Annotated in this window: 16 protein-coding genes; 7 read left to right on the forward strand and 9 right to left on the reverse strand. The window is 70.3% G+C overall.

Translation table 11 applies throughout. The annotated features are described in order from the left end of the window. Nucleotides 1-398: 398 nt before the first annotated feature. Nucleotides 399-884 carry a hypothetical protein gene (locus QEZ54_RS24435; protein WP_281307059.1) on the forward strand — a complete coding sequence of 162 codons (486 nt, stop codon included), beginning with the start codon at nucleotides 399-401 and terminating at the stop codon, nucleotides 882-884. A 533-nt stretch (nucleotides 885-1,417) separates the two neighbouring features. Here the strand turns inward: QEZ54_RS24435 and QEZ54_RS24440 are convergent. The 8 genes from QEZ54_RS24440 to rpmH form a co-directional block, all read right to left on the reverse strand. Further along, a complete protein-coding gene (locus QEZ54_RS24440; RefSeq protein WP_281307060.1) occupies nucleotides 1,418-2,452 on the reverse strand; it encodes a ParB/RepB/Spo0J family partition protein in 1,035 nt (344 codons plus the stop codon). A 34-nt stretch (nucleotides 2,453-2,486) separates the two neighbouring features. Beyond that, nucleotides 2,487-3,755, reverse strand: a complete 1,269-nt coding sequence (locus tag QEZ54_RS24445; protein ID WP_281307215.1) for an AAA family ATPase — start codon at nucleotides 3,753-3,755, stop codon at nucleotides 2,487-2,489. Between the two features lie 452 nt (nucleotides 3,756-4,207). Next, nucleotides 4,208-4,912 (reverse strand): 16S rRNA (guanine(527)-N(7))-methyltransferase RsmG, encoded by a 705-nt coding sequence (gene rsmG / locus QEZ54_RS24450; RefSeq protein ID WP_281307216.1) that lies wholly within the window; start codon nucleotides 4,910-4,912, stop codon nucleotides 4,208-4,210. A 38-nt stretch (nucleotides 4,913-4,950) separates the two neighbouring features. After that, nucleotides 4,951-5,643, reverse strand: coding sequence for a R3H domain-containing nucleic acid-binding protein (locus QEZ54_RS24455; protein WP_281307061.1), 693 nt, complete (start codon nucleotides 5,641-5,643; stop codon nucleotides 4,951-4,953). Nucleotides 5,644-5,737: 94 nt separating this feature from the next. Beyond that, a complete protein-coding gene (yidC, locus tag QEZ54_RS24460; protein ID WP_281307062.1) occupies nucleotides 5,738-6,616 on the reverse strand; it encodes a membrane protein insertase YidC in 879 nt (292 codons plus the stop codon). Continuing rightward, entirely contained in the window at nucleotides 6,613-6,909 is a 297-nt protein-coding gene (gene yidD / locus QEZ54_RS24465) for a membrane protein insertion efficiency factor YidD (RefSeq protein WP_281307063.1), read from the reverse strand. Before yidD ends, yidC begins: the two co-directional genes overlap by 4 nt. After that, entirely contained in the window at nucleotides 6,906-7,367 is a 462-nt protein-coding gene (rnpA, locus tag QEZ54_RS24470; RefSeq protein ID WP_281307064.1) for a ribonuclease P protein component, read from the reverse strand. The genes yidD and rnpA overlap by 4 nt, the downstream gene beginning before the upstream one ends. 20 nt (nucleotides 7,368-7,387) lie before the next feature. Continuing rightward, complete coding sequence (rpmH, locus tag QEZ54_RS24475; protein WP_212828526.1) at nucleotides 7,388-7,525, reverse strand: 50S ribosomal protein L34; 138 nt, start codon at nucleotides 7,523-7,525, stop codon at nucleotides 7,388-7,390. 666 nt (nucleotides 7,526-8,191) lie between these two features. On the opposite strand from rpmH, the gene dnaA reads away from it, so the two are divergent. From dnaA to QEZ54_RS24505, 6 genes are all read left to right on the forward strand, one after another. After that, on the forward strand, nucleotides 8,192-9,823 hold the full coding sequence (gene dnaA / locus QEZ54_RS24480) for a chromosomal replication initiator protein DnaA (RefSeq protein WP_281307065.1): 1,632 nt from the start codon (nucleotides 8,192-8,194) through the stop codon (nucleotides 9,821-9,823). 746 nt (nucleotides 9,824-10,569) lie between these two features. Then, a complete protein-coding gene (dnaN, locus tag QEZ54_RS24485; protein ID WP_281307066.1) occupies nucleotides 10,570-11,718 on the forward strand; it encodes a DNA polymerase III subunit beta in 1,149 nt (382 codons plus the stop codon). Nucleotides 11,719-11,774: 56 nt separating this feature from the next. Beyond that, nucleotides 11,775-12,665, forward strand: a complete 891-nt coding sequence (gnd, locus tag QEZ54_RS24490) for a phosphogluconate dehydrogenase (NAD(+)-dependent, decarboxylating) (protein WP_281307067.1) — start codon at nucleotides 11,775-11,777, stop codon at nucleotides 12,663-12,665. Nucleotides 12,666-12,672: 7 nt separating this feature from the next. Further along, a complete protein-coding gene (gene recF, locus QEZ54_RS24495) occupies nucleotides 12,673-13,776 on the forward strand; it encodes a DNA replication/repair protein RecF (protein ID WP_281307068.1) in 1,104 nt (367 codons plus the stop codon). Further along, nucleotides 13,769-14,296: a DciA family protein gene (locus QEZ54_RS24500; protein WP_281307069.1), complete on the forward strand. Its 528-nt coding sequence runs from the start codon at nucleotides 13,769-13,771 to the stop codon at nucleotides 14,294-14,296. The genes recF and QEZ54_RS24500 overlap by 8 nt, the downstream gene beginning before the upstream one ends. Nucleotides 14,297-14,333: 37 nt before the next feature. Next, entirely contained in the window at nucleotides 14,334-14,858 is a 525-nt protein-coding gene (locus tag QEZ54_RS24505; protein WP_281307070.1) for a hypothetical protein, read from the forward strand. A gap of 47 nt (nucleotides 14,859-14,905) precedes the next feature. Here the strand turns inward: QEZ54_RS24505 and QEZ54_RS24510 are convergent, their stop codons facing one another. Continuing rightward, nucleotides 14,906-15,460 carry a hypothetical protein gene (locus QEZ54_RS24510; protein WP_281307071.1) on the reverse strand — a complete coding sequence of 185 codons (555 nt, stop codon included), beginning with the start codon at nucleotides 15,458-15,460 and terminating at the stop codon, nucleotides 14,906-14,908. Nucleotides 15,461-15,574 lie beyond the last annotated feature (114 nt).

A 15,574-nucleotide genomic window follows, 5' to 3' on the forward strand; every position in this document is an offset into this window, starting at 1 on the left:
CCCGGCACCCCGGCACCCCGGCACCCCGGCACCCCGGCACCCCGGCACCCCGGCACCGGATTGTGTGGGCGTACCACCCCAGCCGGCAAGCCGGGGACCTCGGCAGGGTTGGCCCTCCAACCGCAGGTGCCCTTTTTCGACCACCCGTGTCGCTATCGGCCTGGCCGGCCGATGCCCACACCCACCCGTGCCCAGTGCCCACCCCTACCCGCCTCTTCGCTCGGACCAGAACTCGCCCTCCGTCGGCACGTCTAGCCGATCAACGCCATCGGGCGGCAGGGACAACCACCCAGTGATGCGGACGCCCCCGCCTGACACCATCGGTCGGCTGGCCATGTCAGAGGCGGCAGGCATGATCAGGCCGACGGAGACACCTGGGCATGCAAGAGGAGAACACCATGGACGACGGCCGTGCCGACTTCGACTTCATCTTCGGCCGATGGCGGGTACGCAACCGCAAGCTCCGCGCCGTCACCGACCCAGCCTGCACCGAGTGGATCGGATTCGACGCGACCGCCCACGCCGAACCGATCCTGGGCGGCCTCGGCCACGTCGACCGGATCTGGACGGACGCCCCGCCTGACGAGGACCCGTTCGAGGGCTTCACCCTGCGCCAGTTCGACCCTGAGGCGAAGCTGTGGCGGATCTGGTGGGCCTCCAGTCGGCGCCCCGGTCACCTCGACCCGCCGGTCGTAGGCCGGTGGCAAGACGGCAGAGGGGTCTTCGACTGCGACGACGTCCTGGGCGGGCGACCCGTCAAGGTCCGGTTCGAGTGGACCACGGACGGTGCCGACTCTGCCCGATGGCAGCAGGCGTTCTCCTTCGACGAGGGCCACACCTGGACCACCAACTGGATCATGGACCTGTCCCGTACCGCGGCCTGACAGACGTCCTTCGCACCGACCATCCACCCAGGTCGCGTACAGGGGCACTCGGCGTCCACACGTCGCCGGGTGCCCCTGACGGCATCTGCACGACCACCCTCGTCATGGGGACAGAAACTCCGGGGACGCATGAGCCACTACTGACCCGCCATCGCAACACGACCTTCCGGCGTCGACGACTGTGGCGGGGCGGGTGAGCTTCACAGGTCTGGCTTCGGGTGCGGAGAAAGGACTCGGTGGGCCGCGGGTGCCTCTCCAGTGCCTGTCTCCGAAGCGATCTGATCTTGGCAACGGCTACCCGGCCCGGACCCCTGCGGGCAACCGCCAGCAGACCGAGTCAGGTGCCGGGGGACCGTGGGTACCGGCCGACCGTCCAGAGCGTGCTCACGAGCAGCCTGGTCTACGGGAACAGACGCAGCCATCGCCTCGACGACATGCTGCGAGCAAGTGCTGGCAGATGCGGTGCGCAGCCTGTCGGCCAGACAAAATGAAGCGGGCCGCCCTCAGGCGACCCGCTTCATTGACCTAATAGATTACTTCTCGACTCCGATGATCCCGACGATCCGCTCCAGGTCGTCCACCGTGGCGAACTCTATGGTGATCTTTCCTTTGCTCCGGCCGATGTCGACCTTCACCCGGGTGTCGAACCGGTCCGACAGGCGATCCGCCAGGTCGACCAGCGCCGGAGCGTGCGGCTTCGGACGTCGCGCCGCGGCCGGCTCCTTGCCCTGGTCGTCGTCCATGTTCGCGAGCTTCACCAGTTCCTCGGTGGCGCGCACCGAGTGCCCCTCGGCCACGATCTTCGCGGCCAGCTGCTCCTGAGCTTCAGGCTTGTCCAGGCTCAGCAGCGCCCGTGCGTGCCCCGCCGACAGGATCCCGGCCGCCACCCGCCGCTGTACCTGCGGCGGCAGGCTCAGCAGGCGGATCGTGTTCGAGATCTGCGGCCGGCTGCGGCCGATCTTCCTGGCGAGCTCGTCGTGCGTGGCCCCGAACTCCTCCAGCAGCTGCTGGTAGGCGGCAGCCTCCTCGAGCGGGTTCAGCTGCGCCCGGTGGATGTTCTCCAGCAGCGCGTCGCGCAGCATGGCGTCGTCGCGGGTGTCCCGCACGATCGCGGGGATCATCTCCTTGCCGACCGCCTGCGCCGCCCGCCAGCGGCGCTCGCCCATGACGAGCTCGTACTTGTCGGGCCCGATCTCGCGCACCACGATCGGCTGCAGGAAGCCGACCTCCTGGATGGAGATCTTCAGCTCGTCCAGCATCTCGTCGTCGAAGACCTGGCGGGGCTGCTTCGGGTTGGGCACGATCGAGTCGACCGGCACCTCGGCGAAGCGGGCGCCGGGGACCGGCGCGAGCTCCGAACCGCTCGGCTGTACGGGTACGACCGGCGCCGGCACCGCCTCGACCGGCACCGCCGCCGCGGCGGGGGCGGCGGTCTCAGCCGGGGGAGCGGGGGCGGCTGGGGCGGGTGCCACCGGCGCCGGGGCGGGAACGCCCGCGGCCGGGGTGGTCGGGATGAGGGCACCTAGGCCGCGCCCGAGACCTCCCTTGGGTCGGTTGGGGGCGGTCATGCCCGCACCTCGCCCTCGACGTCACTCCACTCGGTCATGCCACGACTCCGATCTTCGCGCCGCGCTCGGCGATCTCCTGCGCGGCCTCGAAGTAGCTGGTGGCTCCGCGCGAACCGGGATCATAGGTCATGACCGACTGCCCGTAGCTCGGCGCCTCCGAAACCCGCACGTTGCGGGGGATCACGGAGGTGAGCACCTTCTCGCCGAAGTGGTTGCGCACGTCCTGCTCCACCGCGTCGGCCAGCCGGGTGCGGCGGTCGTACATGGTGAGCAGGATGGTGGAGACGTCCAGGCTCGGGTTGAGGTGCGCCTTCACCAGGTTGATGTTGTTCAGCAGCTGGTTCAGACCCTCCAGCGCGTAGTACTCGCACTGGATCGGGATCAGCACCTCCTGCGCGGCGCACAGCGCGTTGACCGTGAGCAGGCCGAGCGAGGGCGGGCAGTCGATGAAGACGTAGTCGAACTCCATGGGGAACGACTGGATCGCGCGGCCGAGCCGGGATTCGCGGGCGACCACCGAGACGAGTTCGATCTCCGCACCGGCCAGGTCGATGGTCGCCGGTACGCAGTACAGGTTCGGGATGCCCTCGACCGCCTGCGCCACCTCCTGCATCGGCACCTGGTCGATCAGACAGTCGTAGACGTCGGGCACGCCCGCGTGGTGCGGGACGTTCAGTCCGGTAGAGGCGTTGCCCTGCGGGTCGAGGTCGACCACGAGCACCCGGTTGCCGTAGAGGGCCAGCGCCACCGCGAGGTTCACGGTGGTGGTGGTCTTACCGACGCCACCCTTCTGGTTCGCGACGCACATGACGCGCTGCCGGGTCGGCCGAGGCATTGTCACCTCGCCGCTCGGGTTCAGGATCTGCACGGCGCGCATCGCTTCCATTGCCAACGGTGGGTCCTCCGAATCGCCAGGTGTCGCGTTCACGTCAGAAGCACCGTACGCGGTGGCGTTCTGATCCTCAGCCCCGACATGCGCAGAACTGGGCTGAGGGCGTGGGGATGGTGCGGGCCGGGTCGCCGGGGGAGCCGACGCCGGCACATAGCCGGTGGCGCCGTGCGGCGGGGACGAGGCCTCCACCGCTGGTACGCCACTGGGCGGCGGCACCGACGCCGTCGCCCGGAAGCCCGTCGCGTCCGGACCACCAGAGCCGCCAGGAACCGCGCCCGGGGTGGTCGTGCTCGACATGTAGACGTTCGAGGCGGTTGGCCGCGCACCGACCACTCGGTCGGCGGCGCCGCGCTGCGCCGGGGTTGATGTTTCACGTGAAACAACGCCGTAGGAGCCCCGGGGGAGGCTCATGCCGTATTCCTGCACCGTGTCATCCCTGCCCGCATCGGATCGGATGGCGGCGCCGGCGGGTCCGGCGCGCGCTGGCGTCTCTGCCGGCGGTGCATCCGCACCCGCGACAGTCGGATCCACATTATCGACGCGCGGCCAGCCTACGGCGGTCGGGCGGCCGACGCTACCGCGGTCGTCCACTCGGGCAGTCGCAGCACCGCCGAGTGGAAGGACATAGACGAATAAACCCGGCGTCCATGAGGTGCAGCCGTCGCCATGCGCCGCAACCGCTCGGCGCATGGCGTAGGGAAGGGTGGTCGCAAGGTACCGGGGCAGGGGAGGGGCGAGGGCGACCGAGAGAGCAGACGGCAGCTGTATCCGCACCGGCATCCCGGACCTGCCCGCTCGCTGCTTCGCCACCGCTGCACCCCTCCCGTGAGTGGAGGGTGCCCGCGGGTCGAGCTAGCGTCGCGCTAGCGCCGGCGCCCTCCGCGGCTCGCCCGCTTGGACGGCCTGGCTGTCTTCGGCACGGCCTCGCGCTCCCGGACGATCTCCACGACCGTGGTCGCGGGCTCGATCAGGCCCACCCCGCACTGACGGACGACGGGGGTGCCGCCACCGAGCCGGGCCACCGCCGCCCCGTGCTCCGCGATCTCCTCGGCCGCCGAGGCGCCCTTGAGCGCCAGCAGGCGACCGCCGACCGCGGCGAGCGGCAGGCACCAGCCCGCGAGCCGGTCCAGCGGGGCGACGGCGCGGGCGGTGACCACGTCCGCGGTGATCAGGCCCACCTGCTCCTCGGCTCGCCCGCGTACGACGCTGACCTGCTCGGCCAGGCCGAGTTCGGAGACGACTTCTTCCAGGAATGATGTCCGACGTGCCAGTGTCTCGACCAAGATGACGGAAATATCCGGTCTAGCCACTGCCAGCACGATACCTGGCAATCCGGCGCCAGAGCCCACGTCGACCACCGTGGCGGCCGGGGAAATGAGCTCCGCCACGGCGGCGCAGTTCAGCAGGTGGCGGTCCCACAGGCGGGGGGCCTCGCGCGGGCCGATCAGACCGCGGACCACCCCGTCGGTGGCCAGCAGTTCGACGTACCGGGAAGCCAGCGGCAGCCGCGGCCCGAACAGGGCCTGGGCGGCGGGCAGCAGTTCGGCGGAGAGAGAGGAGCCGGCCACCCCAGCGGGGATGACCGGCTCCGTGAAGTCGTCGGAAGTCACGCGGGACGGACCACGATCCGGCGGTTGGGCTCGACGCCCTCCGACTCGCTCTGCACGCCCGCCGACGCGTTCACCACGTCGTGCACGCACTTGCGCTCGAAGGCCGACATCGGCTCCAGCTTGACGGCCTCGCCGTGCTGCTTGACCTTCTCGACCGCGTTCTTGGCCAGCGCACCCAGCTCCTTGCGGCGCTGGTCCCGGTAGCCGCCCACGTCCAGCAGCAGTCGGCTCGGCTCGCCGGTCTGCTTGAAGATGGCCAGGCGGGTCAGCTCCTGCAGCGCCTCCAGGGTCGCACCGCGTGGGCCGACCAGCGACTGCAGCTTGCTGCCGACCACCTCGACGACCGGGCGCCCCGCCGAGACCAGCTCGTCGATGTCGCCGTCGGCGTCGAGGATGTCGAGCAGGCCCTCAATGTAGTCCGCCGCGATCTCGCTCTGCCGGAACAGGTCCGCGTCGGTCGCCGCCTTGCGCTTCGGGGCCGCCGTGGCGTCCTCGCCCTCAGCGTCCTCGTCGTCTTCCTCGTCCTCGGCGTCGTCTTCCTCGTCGCCTTCAGCGTCGCCTTCAGCGTCGTCTTCTTCGTCGCCCTCGGCGGCGACGTCGTCGACGTCGTCGATCTCCTCCGCCACGCCGTCCTCGGCAGCTCCAAGGCGCTCGACTGCCACGTCGTCCAGCTCAGTCTGGTCCGTCACGTTCTTCTCCGTGGTATTCGATCCATCAAATCCCGTGCCCGGCGCGCCGAAGCGCGCCGGTCGCGGGCAGGTCTGCGGGGGGTGGCGGTCGGCCTCAGCCGACGTTCTTCTTCACCGACTTGCGCTTCGGGTTGTTGGACGGCTTGGCGCCGACCTTCGGCGCGAGCGCCTTGGCCACCTCGGGGTCCACGGGCACCTTCGGCTCGGCCTTGCCGCCCATCTTCGGCGGCGGGTACTTCTTCAGCACCCACATCTGCTGGCCGAGCGAGAACAGGTTGGTGGTGGTCCAGTAGATGATCAGACCCAGGGGGAACGCCACCGCGGAGATGATCAGCGTCGCCGGGATGCCGTACAGCATCAGCTTCTGCATGGTCTTCTGGGTGGGGTCCTCGGACCAGCCGGTCTTGAGGATCATCTGGCGGCTGGTCATGTAGGTGGTGGCGATCATGACGATGCCCAGGATGCCGCAGAGCACCGCGGCCGACCCGCCGTCGCGGAAGGTCGCGCCGATCGAGACGCCGAACAGCTTCGCCGCGGCGCCGCTGTCGAACTGCGCGACCGTCCAGCCGTACAGGGTCTTGTCGCTGGTGCCGGTGCCCAGGCGCTTGAGGATGTGGAAGACGCCGATGAAGACCGGCATCTGCAGCAGCAGCGGGAGGCAGCCCATGAGCGGGTTGGCCTTCTCGCGCCGGTACAGCTCCATCATCTCGCGCTGGAGCGTCTCCTTGTCACCCTTGTGCTTCTCCTGCAGCGCCTTGAGCTGCGGCTGGAGCGCCTGCATGGCCCGCTGCGAGCGGATCTGCTTCACGAACAGGGGGAACAGGACGGCGCGGACCGTCAGCACCAGGAAGATGATCGCGAGGATCCAGTCCCAGTTCGTCTTGAGGAAGTCCACTCCCGGCAGGACCTTGTCCCACACGCTGTGCCAGGCCAACAAGAGCCAGGAGATGACCGAGTAGATCAGTCCCATCATGAGGGTGTTGCTCCAGTCACATCAGTACTGCGGCGGCTTTCGCGTGCGGGTGGCACTGGGTCGTATCCGCCCGGGTGAAAGGGGTGACAGCGCCCGATCCGCCGGACCCCGAGCCAGAACCCCCGCAGCGCGCCGTGGCGTGCGATCGCCTCCAGCGCGTATGCGCTGCAGGACGGGTAGAACCGACAGCGGGCCGGCAGGCCCGGACTCACCCAACGACGGTACGCGATGATGGGGAGTGCCAGCACGCGACCGGGCAGTGTCGTAGGTCGCGGGACCTCGCTCGGGCTCATGTCCTGTTTCCCGTCGGGGCGGGGCGCGGAGCCCGGTCCGCGCGGCCGCGGGCCGCCGCGGTGAGCGCGGCGTCGAGATCGCGGCCGAGTTGGGCGTACGGCGTAGTGGCCGCCGACGGCTGGGCACGCACCACCAGCAGCGCTCCGGCGGGCAGCAGGGCCACCCGCTCGGCGGCCAGGTGGCGCAGCCGCCGCTTGACCGTGTTGCGGGTCACGGCCTTACCCACCGCCTTGGAGACCACGAAGCCGACCCGGGCCGGTTCGGCCGGACCGTTCCCGGGCATGACAACGGCGTGGTCGGGAACGGTTTCCCGCTCCGACCACGCCGTGGTCTGTGCTTCGACACCGGTGGGCACCATCAGGTGCACCACGACGGCACCGCGTCCTGCTCGGCGGCCGGCGCGCACGGCGGTGGCGAAGTCACTGCTCCGCCTCAACCGGTGCGCCGCTGGCAGCATCGCGTCAGGCCCGGAGGGCTCTAGACCGCCAGCTGGGCGCGGCCCTTGGCACGGCGCGAGGACAGCACCGCGCGACCGGCACGGGTCCGCATACGCAGCCGGAAGCCGTGGGTCTTCGCGCGCCGACGGTTGTTCGGCTGGTACGTGCGCTTGCTCACGTCAGGTCTCCTGGGGATCGCCCCGCACGTTTCGATGCGGGGAAGTACTAGCTATTCGCGGGTGGGCACCCGGCCGCTGACGCACCGAGAAGGAACTCGACACCGTTCTGACCGGGGGCATAGGCCGCAACCGACACCCTAGCAGAGGGTGATGGAGCAACCGCCCCAGGGTACACGTGCCGTCGATGCCCGCCAAGAAATCTGCGCAGCTCACTCGTCGTGTCAACAGCGTCCGCTCGACGGCCACCGAGGGTGTTGTCATCAACACTCACCGAGAGTGAAGCTGTGGACAACGAGTGGACGCCTGTGGATAACCCTGTTAGCGTGCCGTGGTGCCTGGCCGGGAGGACTGACCGCTAATTGTGGCGGTTTTCGCAAAACCGGGCAATACGGTGGCTCGTTCGGCACGGTGGGCCGTCTGCCATGCGCCGTCTCGGTGCGCGCGGACGACTGATGTAGCCGGACCCCGGATACCGATCGACACACAGCCTGTGGATAACTTGTGGAGAACCCCGCGCTTTCGGGGGATAACCCGGGGGAAAACCACGGTCTGTGACCAACCCGTCATTGATCGCAGCGGTATGGCGGTGCTGACCGCACCGGTGCCCCGGACTGGACCAGACGCACACGGCAACCGAAGGGTCAGCGCATGAACGAGGCGAACCGGTGAGCGACCTCAACGCCGTCTGGCTGGCGGCCACCGAGGAGCTCGCCGACGAGATCGTCTCGGCGCAGCACCGGGCGTACCTGCGGCTGACCCAGGCGCTGGCCGTGGTGGACGACCTGGTCCTGCTCAGCGTCCCGGACGCGTTCATCCGCGAGGTCATCGAGATCAAGCTGCGGACCGCGATCACCGACACGCTGTCGCGCATCATGGGCCGCCCCGTCCAGGTCGCCGTGAAGATCCGGCCGCCCGACGAGTCCGGCGCCCGCCCGGCCGCCCCGCCCACGACGGCGGCGCCGGAGTACTCGGCCGCCCCACCTGTCTCCTCTTTCTCTACACCCACTCCGTTCCCTGCCGCGCCCGTCGAGCACCCCGCGGTCGCGCCGCCCGCGGACGGCGAGGACGCGCTGTTCGGAGTACCCGCGCCGCGCCATCCCGAGCCGCCGGTGCCCGCCCGCACCGCGCCGATGCGCGCAGCCGACCGCGACGGCCCGCCTGATTCGGGCCCCGGCCGGGGCACCGGCCCGGTCGACCCGCGGGCCGGGCTCGGTGCCATGCGCGACGAGCGGCGCCCCGGCGCCACCCCCGGCTCGCAGTGGGAGTCGGGCGGCAACAAGCTCAACCCGAAGTACCGGTTCGAGACCTTCGTCATCGGCGCGTCCAACCGGTTCGCCCACGCCGCCTCGGTAGCCGTGGCCGAATCGCCGGCCAAGGCCTACAACCCGCTGTTCATCTACGGCGGCTCCGGCCTCGGCAAGACCCACCTGCTGCACGCCATCGGCCACTACGCGCAGGAGCTCGGCCACGCCCGCAGCGTCCGGTACGTGTCGACCGAGGAGTTCACCAACGACTTCATCAACTCGATCCGCGACGACAAGGCCAGTGCCTTCCAGCGCCGCTACCGGGATGTGGACATCCTCCTGATCGACGACATCCAGTTCCTGGAGAAGCGGGACCGGACGCAGGAGGAGTTCTTCCACACCTTCAACACCCTGCACAACGCCAACAAGCAGATCGTCATCACCTCCGACCGCTCGCCCAAGGCGCTGTCGACGCTGGAGGACCGGCTGCGGACCCGCTTCGAGTGGGGCCTGCTCGCCGACATCCAGCCGCCGGACCTGGAGACGCGCATCGCGATCCTGCAGAAGAAGGCGGCGCAGGAGCGGCTGCTGGCGCCGCCGGACGTGCTGGAGTTCATCGCCTCCCGGGTGTCGAACTCGATCCGCGAACTCGAGGGCGCGCTGATCCGGGTCACCGCGTACGCCAACCTCAGCCGGGAGCAGGTGAAGCTGTCCATCGCCGAGGAGGTGCTGCGCGACTTCATCCCCGACGACGCGGCCCCGGAGATCACCGCCGACCAGATCATGATGTCGACCTCGGAGTACTTCGGGGTGAGCCTGGAGGACCTGCGCGGGCACTCGCGCTCGCGGGTGCTGGTCAACGCCCGCCAGGTGGCCATGTACCTGTGCCGCGAGCTGACCGACCTGTCGCTGCCCCGGATCGGGCAGGCCTTCGGCGGCCGCGACCACACCACGGTCATGCACGCCGACCGGAAGATCCGGCAGCAGATGGCCGAGCGCCGCTCGCTCTACAACCAGATCGCCGAGCTGACCAACCGCATCAAGCAGATCTGACCTCTTTCTCCACAGCTCTCCGCAGCCAGCTCGAACGCCCCGCCCGGCACACCGCCGCGCGGGGCGTTCGCATCGGTGGACCAGGGCTGTCGTACCCCCGGGTAAGGATGTTTCCCCACCCGTTGTGCACAGGCTGGGGATGATCGCGGGGCCATCGAGACCTGTCGAACCACTGCCTCGTTGTCCACAGCGACGGTGGAAAACCCCGTGGATAACCCGGTGGATTTCTTGTGGACGGGCTGTGGACGCATGTGGACGAAGAACGGCCAAAAAATCTTGCTGTGGAAAGGGTGTGGACGGGCTGTGGACGCAGGGCCATGATCCGTGGACAGCGGCGCAAGATCGGTGGATATCGCTGTGGAGGACGTACGGCCCCGGTGTCCACAGATTGGGGAGAAACCCTGGGGATTGACGGTGGATAACCTGTGGACGCCGGTGGACAACCGGTGGACGAAGCCGGGCCTGTGGAGAAACCGGCCGGTTATCCACGCGCTGTCCACCGCCCCTCCACAGGCCCACAAGTGCCCTGAGCTGCGAAGACAGGCGTAATCCACAGTTTCCACAGCACCGATGATGAAGACGTCAGTTATCTCTAAGAGAGAAAACAAACAATCACCGGGGAGCGGGCAGGTGTGGATGCCGTACGGCCTCACTGTGCACAGGGGTCCCCGAGAAGAGATCGCCCGCAGGGTCCTAAGGTTTTACCGGTCAGCAAGGCAGCATCAACGTGACCATGGAGGCTGAAGATGAAGTTCCGAGTGGAGCGTGATGCGCTCGCCGACGCCGTGGCCTGGACGGCCAAGAGCCTGCCCAGCCGCCCGTCGGTGCCGGTGCTCGCCGGAGTGATGCTGCGCGTGGCCGACGGCCGCCTGCACGTCTCGGGCTTCGACTACGAGGTCTCCAACCAGGTGGACGTCGAGGTCCAGGCCGACGCGGACGGGGCCACGCTGGTCTCCGGCCGCCTGCTCGCCGAGATCACCAAGGCGCTGCCGGCCAAGCCGGTCGAGATCGCCGCCGTCGGCGCGCACCTGGAGCTGGTCTGCGGCAGCGCCCGGTTCACCCTGCCGACGATGCCGGTCGAGGACTACCCGACCCTGCCGGAGCTGCCCGCCAGCGCCGGTCGCGTGGACGCGGCCGTGTTCGCCTCGGCGGTGGCGCAGGTCGCCATCGCGGCCGGGCGCGACGAGACGCTGCCGATGATGACCGGCGTGCGGCTGGAGCTGACCGGGGACTCCCTGGCCCTGCTCGCCACCGACCGGTACCGGCTGGCCATCCGGGAGATCACCTGGACCCCGGACGACGACTCCATCAGCGTCAACGCCCTGGTGCCCGCGCGCACCCTGGCCGACACGGCCAAGACCCTCGGCCCGACCGGCGGCGACGTGACCATCGCCCTCGCCGGCGGCGGCGCCGGTGAGGGCATGATCGGTTTCGTGGGCGGCGCCAAGGTCGGCGGCACCCGGCGCACCACCAGCCGCCTGCTCGACGGGCAGTCGTACCCGCCGGTGCGGTCGCTGTTCGCGCCCAGCTACGCCTCCGAGGCCCGGGTGGCCGTCTCGTCGCTGGTCGAGGTCGTCAAGCGCGTCTCGCTCGTCGCCGAGAAAGCGACTCCGGTGCGGCTGAGCTTCAGTGAGGATGGTCTCGTGGTCGAGGCCGGCGGCACCGAGGAGGCCCGGGCGAGCGAGGCGATGGACGCCACGTTCACCGGCGAGGCGATGACGATCGCGTTCAACCCGCAGTACCTCATCGAGGGGCTGGCGGCGCTGGGCGCGCCGACCGCCGTGTTCTCGTTCAACGACCCCTTCAAGCCGGCCGTGATCACCCCCGCCGACGCCGAGGGCGCGGCCATCCCGGGCTTCCGCTACCTGATCATGCCGATCCGGGTCGGCCGCTGACCCAGACGGGTAGCACCAGGGCACCAACACAGCACAACCGCACCAAGGGGGAAGACATGCAGCTCGGACTGGTCGGACTGGGTCGGATGGGCGGCAACATGCGGGACCGCCTCACCGAGGCCGGTCACGACGTCGTCGGGTACGACCACAACCCGCAGATCTCGGACGCCGAAAGCCTGGCCGACCTCGTCGCCAAGCTCGACGCCCCGCGCGCGGTGTGGGTGATGGTGCCCGTCGCGGTCACCGAGCCGGTGATCGACGAGCTGGCGGGGCTGCTCAGCCCCGGCGACGTCATCATCGACGGCGGCAACTCGCGGTTCAGCTCTGACGGCCCCCGCGCCGAGCGGCTGTCGCCCAAGGGCATCGGCTACGTCGACGTCGGCGTCTCCGGCGGCGTCTGGGGCAAGGAGTACGGCTACGGTCTGATGGCCGGCGGCTCCGACGAGCACATCGCCCGGCTGATGCCGGTCTTCGAGGCGCTCAAGCCCGCGGGCGAGTTCGGCTTCGTGCACGCGGGCCCGGTCGGCGCCGGCCACTACGCCAAGATGGTCCACAACGGCATCGAGTACGGCCTGATGCACGCCTACGCCGAGGGCTACGAGCTGCTGGAGGCGTCCGAGCTCGTCACCAACGTGCCCGGCGTCTTCAAGTCGTGGCGCGAGGGCACCGTGGTCAAGTCGTGGCTGCTCGACCTCATGGACGCCGCGCTGGAGGCCGACCCGCACCTGGACAAGATCAAGGGCTGGGCCGACGACACCGGCGAGGGCCGCTGGACCGTCGAGGAGGCGATCCGCCTCGCCGTGCCGCTGCACGTGATCTCGGCGGCGCTGTTCACCCGGTTCGAGTCCCGCCAGGACGACTCGCCCGCGATGAAGGCGATCGCCGCGCTGCGCAACCAGTTCGGCGGGCACGCTGTGCGCGCCGTCGACACCAAGCCCGCCGGCTGAGTCTGGCGTGTACGTCCGCAGGCTCGAACTCGTCGACGTCCGCTCGTACGCGCGGGTGGGCGTCGACCTCGAGCCCGGACCGAACGTGCTGATCGGCCCGAACGGGGTCGGCAAGACCAACCTCGTCGAGGCGATGGGCTACGTCGCCACCCTGGCCAGCCACCGCGTCTCCACCGACGCGCCGCTGGTCCGGGTCGGCGCGAGCACCGGCGTGATCCGGTGCGCGATCGTGCACGAGCAGCGCGAGCTGCTGGTGGAGCTGGAGATCGTCCCCGGCCGGGCCAACCGTGCCCGGCTGGGCCGCTCCCCGGCGCGCCGCCCCCGCGACATCCTCGGCGCGCTGCGGCTGGTGCTGTTCGCCCCCGAGGACCTGTCCCTGGTGCGCGGCGACCCGGACCAGCGCCGCCGCTACCTCGACGACCTGCTGACGGCCCGGCAGCCCCGGTTCGCCGCGGTGCGGGCCGACTACGAGCGGGTGCTCAAGCAGCGCAACGCCCTGCTGCGCACCGCGTACCTGACGCGCAAGGTGACCCGGCAGGGCGGCGACCTGAGCACCCTGGAGGTGTGGGACACCCACCTCGCCGAGCACGGGGCGCAGCTGCTGCGGGCCCGGCTTGCCCTGGTCGAGCAGCTCTCGCCGTACCTGGAGGACGCCTACCAGCAGGTGAGCGCCGGGACGGGCAAGGCGGTGGCCGAGTACCGCGGGTCGGTGGCCGAGCCGACTGCGGAGGCGATCCTGGCGGCGCTGGCCGAGGTGCGCGCCGACGAGGTGGCCCGGGGCACGACACTGGCCGGGCCGCACCGCGACGACCTGGTGCTGCGCCTGGGCGACCTGCCGGTGAAGGGCTACGCCAGCCACGGCGAGTCCTGGTCGTACGCGCTGGCGCTGCGGCTGGCCGGGTACAGCCTGCTGCGGGCGGACGGGATCGAGCCGGTGCTGGTGCTCGACGACGTCTTCGCGGAGCTGGACACGGGGCGCCGGGAGCGGCTGGCCGGGCTGATCGCCGACGCGGCCCAGGTGATCGTGACCTGTGCCGTGGAGGCTGATGTGCCCGCGTCGCTGCGCGGGGCAAGATTCCGGGTGGAGCCGGGGGAGGTGGCGCGTGTCTGAGTCCGTACCGACGCCGAAGCCGGAGTCGAACGGCCCGCAGCTGGCCCGGGCCGCGCTCGACGCGGCGCTCAAGAAGCGCGCCGCCCGCATCGAGGCGGCGGCCGCGCAGACCGACACCAACCGGCGCTACCGTCCGCGCGGCTACTCCGGCCCTGGGCCGGACCCGCGCGACCCGGCCAAGCTCGGCGACGTGCTGGCCAAGCTGATGAAGCAGCGGGGCTGGCAGCGGCCCACCGCCGAGGCGACCGTCTTCGGGGAGTGGGAGAAGGTCGTCGGCCCGGACATCGCCGCGCACAGCCGCCCGGTGAAGCTGGAGAACGGCGAGCTGACCGTCGAGGCCGAGTCGACCGCCTGGGCCACCCAGCTGCGGCTGCTGGCGCGCACCATCCTGGGCCGGATCGCCGGGGTGGTCGGCCACAACGTCGTCACCAAGCTGCACATCCACGGCCCGGCCGCGCCCTCGTGGTCGCACGGCCGCAAGCGGGTGCGCGGCTCCGGCCCCGGCGACACCTACGGCTGAGCGGGAACCCGGCGGCCGACCCGGCTGTCTGAGTGCCATGCGGAAACTGTGGGCGACTCTGGCCGTCGTGCTGTCGACGGCATCTCTACTGGTGCTCGGCCCGACCACGACGGCGTGTGCGTGCAGCTGCGCCGAGTCGAAACCGGCCGAGTCCCTGGAATGGGCGGATCTGGCCTTCACCGGGGTGGTGGTGGACACCGACCGTCCGCTCCTGAACGGCGGCTCCGGCGACCTCACCGCCACCCTCAAGGTCGAGTCGGTGGTCAAGGGCCAGGCCGTGGGCGAGGTGGAGATCAAGACTGCGGTGGAGGGGCCGAGCTGCGGCTTCGACTTCGTCGAGGGCAACCGCTACTTCGTCTACAGCCGCGAGGGCCGGACGGACCTGTGCATCGGCAACAAGTCGCTCGGCGCGGCACCTGAGGTGCCGGTCAACGGCGACCTGTCGTACGGCGTACTGGTCGCCACCGGCGCCGCCGTCGTCATCGTGGCCCTGGGCGGCTGGCTCCTGCTGCGCCGCCGCCGCCCGGGCGCGCAGGCCGGGCCCGGCGACGAGCAGTCCTGATACTCCGGATCTGATCCCGTGCCCCGTCGACGCGGGGCACGGGTGGATCAACTTTCGGCGTAGACCGCGAAGCCGCGGTCGGCGCAGCGGCGGTAGAAGTGGGCGAGCACGCCGAACTCCGAGAGCGGGAAGCTCCACTGCGGGTCGCCGTCGGTCTCCTCGCGCAGCGCGTCCAGGCGCTGCTCGAGCCAGCGCAGCTGCTGCTCGGGCAGGCGCGAGTCGGACAGGGCGGCCCGCAGCACGGCGGCGACGCTGTCGAAGGTGACGGTCTCGCCGTGGGGCCGGTGGCCAGCCACGAACTTCTCCAGCCCGCCGGCGATCCAGGCGCACCCGTCCGGGTCGATGACCGGGTCCTCGTCCTCCTCGGCGGCCTCGGTGGCGTAGAGCACACCCTTGAGGCCGAGCAGCAGGTCGATCACCTCGGTGTAGGCCGTCGCCCGCACCGTGCCGGTGCGGGCGATGTGCCCGGCCAGCGCCGCCGTCGGCGCCGCCGTGGACGGCTGCTCGGCCAGCTCGGCGAAGTCGACGAATTCCGCGGGTGCGACCGGGTCGTAGAAGCGCCCGGTGCGTGGCCACTGCACGGCGACGTTGTCCAGCCCCATCTCAGCCTCTCGCGTAGGGGTTTGCGTCCCGGCTCTGCCGGTCATGGCGAGCACAGGGGGCGAGCGCAACTTACGGCATATTGGTGCCCCGGCGCGACCCTCTGAACCGGTGCT

It is taken from the genome of Catellatospora sp. KI3, assembly GCF_029948125.1.
Lineage (GTDB): Bacteria > Actinomycetota > Actinomycetes > Mycobacteriales > Micromonosporaceae > Catellatospora.